This is a genomic window from Propioniciclava sp. (assembly GCF_036744435.1).
Lineage (GTDB): Bacteria > Actinomycetota > Actinomycetes > Propionibacteriales > Propionibacteriaceae > Propioniciclava.
Map to the genome: position 1 here is coordinate 1 of NZ_DAIOIA010000166.1, position 4,779 is coordinate 4,779.

General features: G+C 71.2%; 5 protein-coding genes. 3 read left to right on the top strand and 2 right to left on the bottom strand.

Going from position 1 to position 4,779, the window contains the following annotated elements; all coding sequences use genetic code 11:
- The 3 genes from V7E09_RS14445 to V7E09_RS14455 all read left to right on the top strand — a co-directional run.
- Positions 1 to 831, top strand: an 831-nt coding sequence (locus V7E09_RS14445) for a carbohydrate ABC transporter permease (RefSeq protein WP_324523601.1), incomplete at its 5' end; no start/stop codon positions are given.
- Entirely contained in the window at positions 828 to 2,231 is a 1,404-nt protein-coding gene (locus V7E09_RS14450) for a GH1 family beta-glucosidase (RefSeq protein ID WP_324523603.1), read from the top strand. The genes V7E09_RS14445 and V7E09_RS14450, both read left to right, overlap by 4 nt.
- A gap of 1 nt (position 2,232) precedes the next feature.
- Entirely contained in the window at positions 2,233 to 3,261 is a 1,029-nt protein-coding gene (locus tag V7E09_RS14455; protein WP_324509975.1) for a LacI family DNA-binding transcriptional regulator, read from the top strand.
- Between the two features lie 40 nt (positions 3,262 to 3,301).
- On the opposite strand, the gene V7E09_RS14460 is transcribed toward V7E09_RS14455, so the two are convergent.
- Complete coding sequence (locus V7E09_RS14460; protein WP_324509973.1) at positions 3,302 to 3,994, bottom strand: response regulator transcription factor; 693 nt, start codon at positions 3,992 to 3,994, stop codon at positions 3,302 to 3,304.
- Positions 3,991 to 4,779 (bottom strand): sensor histidine kinase (locus tag V7E09_RS14465; RefSeq protein WP_324523604.1); only part of this gene is annotated, 789 nt, incomplete at its 5' end. The genes V7E09_RS14460 and V7E09_RS14465, both read right to left, overlap by 4 nt.

The window sequence follows — 4,779 nt, forward strand, 5'->3', positions numbered from 1 at the left end:
GAGCAGGGCGGACGCCGGCCGGGCTGGGCGACCTATGCCTTCCTGGTCGCGGTGCTGCTCATCTCGGTGTTCCCGCTCTACTACGCGGTTCTGCTGGCGAGTTCGACCGCCGCGGATATCGCGCAGAATCCGATCCCTTCGCTGATTCCGGGCAATCACCTGATCGAGAACTTCGTCCGCGTGGTCACCTCGGACATCCGGTTCTGGCAGGCCGTCCTCAACTCGGTGATCGTCGCGGTGATCACGTCGGTCTCGGTCGTCTTCTTCGCCACGCTGGCCGGGTTCTCCTTCGCCAAGCTGCGGTTCCGCGGCCGCCAGGGGCTGCTGGCCTTCGTGATCGGCACCATGGCGGTCCCCACCCAGCTCGGCATCATTCCGTTGTTCATCGTGATGGCCCGGCTGGGCTGGACCGGCCACCTCGTCGCGGTGATCGTGCCCGGCATGGTGACGGCGTTCGGCGTGTTCTGGATGACCCAGTACCTGTCGGAGGCGTTGCCGTACGAGCTGATCGAGGCCGCCCGGGTCGACGGCTGCTCGATGATCGCGACGTTTTGGCACGTCGCGCTCCCGGCCGCGCGGCCCGCGGCGGCGATGCTGGCGCTGTTCACCTTCGTGGCGTCCTGGACGAACTTCTTCTGGCCCTTCGTGGTCCTCGGCTCGTCCAACCCGACGCTGCCGGTCGCGCTGCAGTTGCTGCAGGCGTCCTACTTCAAGGACATATCCTTGATCATGGCGGGCGTGGTGTTGGCCACGTTGCCGCTGCTGTTGCTGTTCATGGTGGCGGGGCGCCACCTCGTCTCGGGAATCATGCAAGGAGCAGTCAAAGGATGACCATGATCGCTTTCCCCGCGGGTTTCCGCTGGGGCACCGCCACGTCGGCCTACCAGATCGAGGGTGCCGCCCGGACCGGGGGCCGCACCCCGTCCATCTGGGACGACTTCTGCGCAGTCCCGGGTGCCATCGCGGGCGGGGAGGACGCCGACGTGGCGGTGGACCACTATCACCGCTACGGCGAGGACGTCGCCTGGATGGCCCGGCTCGGGCTGGACACCTACCGATTCTCGGTGAGCTGGTCCCGCGTCCTGAGGCCCGACGGCACGCCCAACCCTGCTGGCCTCGACTTCTATTCGCGGCTGGTCGACGCCCTGCTGGAGGCGGGCATCGACCCCTGGCTGACGCTCTACCACTGGGACCTTCCCTCCCATCTGCCCGGCGGCTGGTTGTCGCGTGACACCGCGTTCCGGTTCGCGGAGTTCGCCACGCTCATGCACGGCGTCCTGGGAGACCGGGTGCGGATCTGGACGACGCTGAACGAGCCGTGGTGCTCGGCCTTCCTGGGGTACGCGTCCGGCGAGCACGCTCCGGGGCACACCGACCCGGGTGAGGCGATCACGGCCGCGCATCATCTGCTGCTGGGCCACGGCCTGGCCGTCGCGGCGCTGCGGGCCGCCGACCCCCAGGCGCAGGTGGGGATCACGCTGAACTTCGGCCCGGTCGAGCCCGCCGATCCGGAGGCGGCCGCCGACGTCGATCTGGCCCGCAGGATCGACGGGACGGCGAACCGTTACTTCCTCGATCCGCTGTTCACCGGCGCCTATCCGGCGGACGTGGTGGCCGACCTCGGCCCGCTCGGCCCTGATCGGGTGATCCAGGACGGCGACCTGGCCGCCATCTCGGCGCCGCTGGACCTGCTGGGGGTGAACTACTACACGACGTCGATGGTCCGTGCGCCGCGGCCGGGGGAGCACGCCGATCGGCCGCTGGTGCGAGGCCGGGTCCTGGCGAGCCCGCACGTGACGGCGCCCGAGGCCGTCACGGTGAGCCGGGCGATTCCGGTGACGGCGATGGGCTGGGAGGTGGATCCGGAGGGCCTGTACCGTCTCCTCACCCGGCTTCAGCGCGAGTACACCGGTCCGGCAGGCGTCCCGTTGTTCATCACCGAGAACGGTGCTGCCTACGACGACGACCGGGTGTTGCCGGACGGCACGGTGGACGACTCCGATCGCATCGCCTATCTGGACGCCCACCTGCAGGCGGCGTCCCGGGCGGTGGCCGACGGGGTGGACCTGCGCGGGTACCTGGCGTGGTCGCTCGTGGACAACTTCGAGTGGGCGCACGGATTCGGGCGCCGGTTCGGGATCCTGGGCGTCGACACCGACCTGCGCCGCACGCCCAAGTCGAGCGCCCACTGGTATAAGGAAGTGGTGCGTAGTTCACGGATCGAACCCTGAGGTGGGGGGCTCCGGGCCCAAGCAAGCCGGCGGCGAGCCGCTGCCGCCCACCCTGGAGGATGTCGCCCAGTTGGCCGGGGTGTCGCGTGCCACCGTCTCGCGGGTCGTGAACGGGGCCCGGCTGGTGGCGCCGGCGACGGTCGAGCAAGTGCGCGCTGCGATCGAGAAGCTCCAGTACCAGCCGAATCCGGCTGCGCGCGCCCTGGTGACGCGGCGGACGGGCGTCATCGCGGTCGTGGTCCCGGAGGCGGGCGAGCGCGTGTTCGCCGACCCGTTCTTCCCTCAGCTGTATCGCGGGGCGCTCGTCGGCTTCCACGACACGGACCTTCAGGTGGTGCTCGTGATCGCGGAACCGGGCGACCGTGACGAGCGGGTGCTGCGCTACCTGGGGTCCGGGCATGTGGACGGGGCGATCGTCGCGTCCCATCACGGCCCGGCGCTGGGACGAGCGCTGGCCCAGATGGCGATGCCGTCGGTCTTCGTCGGGGATCCGGAGATCCCCGGCCTGCTGTACGCCGACATCGACCAGCAGGCGGCAGCCCGGCGTGCCACCGAGTTCCTGATGAGTCGCGGAGCGCGCCGCTTGGGCAGCGTCACCGGCCCCCTGGACATGGCTGCGGCCGCCAAACGGCTCCAGGGCTTCGATGCGGCGGTCCGAGCGGCAGGGTTGTCGGCGGATCGCGTCGAGAGCGGCGGCTTCACCGTCGAGGGCGGACTGGCCGCGACGCGCAGCCTGCTGCAGCGCTACCCGGATCTCGACGGGCTGTTCGTGGCGAGCGACCTGATGGCCACCGGGGCCCTGCAGGCGCTCCGGGAGGCGGGCCGTCGGGTGCCCGATGACGTCCGGGTGGTCGGGTTCGACGATTCGGCCCTCGCCCTGCAGAGCGATCCGGCCCTCACCACCATGACGAACCCGGCGTCCCTGCTGGCCAGCGAGGCGGCCCGCCTGCTGATCGGGCTGCTGTCGGGGGAGCGGCCTGGTTCGCCCGTGTTCCTGACGAGCGAACTGGTCGTGCGAGACTCCGCCTGAGCCGGTTCGTCGGCGGCGGGCAGGGGCGCCCGCGACGCGCTCAGGCCAGGCCGGATTGGAAGGCGATCACGACGAGCTGGGGCCGGTCGCGGGCGCCGAGTTTGAGCAGGATGTGACTCACGTGGGTGCGGGCGGTCGCCTTGGTGATGAACAGTCGACCGGCGATCTCGTCGTTGTTCAGCCCCTGGCCGACCAGGCTGAGGACTTCACGCTCGCGGTCGGTGAGGTCGGCCAGTCCCGGGTGGGGCGCGGCGGACGAGCGGCGGCGTCCGGGCGCGAACGCGGCGATCACACGACGCGTCACCGTGGGCGAGAGCAGGCTTTCTCCCGAGGCGGCGGCCTTGATGCCCCGGACGATGTCCTCGGGGTCGGCGTCCTTGATGAGGAACCCGGACGCCCCCGATTCGAGGGCCGCGAACACGTATTCGTCGAGCTCGAACGTCGTGAGCATGACGACGTGCGTGTCGGCCAGCGTCGGATCGGCGGAGATGGTCCGCAGCGCGGTGAGCCCGTCGGTGCCGGGCATCCGGATGTCCATCAGCACCACCGCCGGACGCAGTCGACGCGCCAGCGTGACGGCTTCGGCGCCCTCGGACGCCTCCCCGATGACGGTCATGCCCGGCTCGGACGCCACCAGGGCCCGCAAGCCCATCCGGACCAGCGGCTGATCGTCGACGAGAAGGACGCCGATCTCCGGGTGCTCCTGGCCGATCGGCGGCTGGTCCTCGGTCATGCGTCCCTCCCGGTGCCTGGCAGCGCGGCGGTCACCACGAAACTCGCGGGCCGCCGCTCCACCTCCAGGGTGCCACCCAGTGCCACGACCCGCTCGCGCATGCCGCGTAGGCCTCCGCCCTCGATGACGGGCGTCGCCGCGCCCGCGGCCAGGGAGTTCACCACGGTGATGACCAGGGTGGACGGGTCGCGGCGGATGCCGACGCTGACCGGTTCGCCCGCCGCGTGACGGACCGCGTTCGTGAGCGCCTCCTGCACGATCCGGTAGGCGGCCGCCTGCTCGGCGGCGCCGATCCCCCCCGCGTCCGGCAACGGGGCGAGGGTCACGGCGACGCCACCCGCGCGCACGTCGTCGACGAGGGCAGCGATGGCGGGGATGGTCGGGGTGGGGGCCCGCGGCGCGTCGTCGGCCTCGAAAGCGCCCGCGTCCCCGCGGAACACTCCCAGCGTGTGCCGCAGTTCGGCCAGCGCGTCCTTCGAGGCCCCCCGGATCGCCTCCAGGGACGCCTTCACCTGCGCCGGGTCGTTGTCGAGCACCCGCAGCGCCACCCCGGACTGCAGCGAGATCATCGACAGCGAATGCCCCACCACGTCGTGGATCTCCCGGGCCAGCCGCAGCCGCTCGTTCGCCGCAGCCCGCTCCAGCGCGTCCGCGCGTTCTCGCAGGGCCGCCTGGCGCCGCGACGACAGCACGGCGACGCCGAGGGCGGGCAGCAGCGTCCAGATCGTTCCCGAGAACAGGATCCGCCAGGTGCTCAGGTCCTCGGTGTCGATCTCCTTCGACGC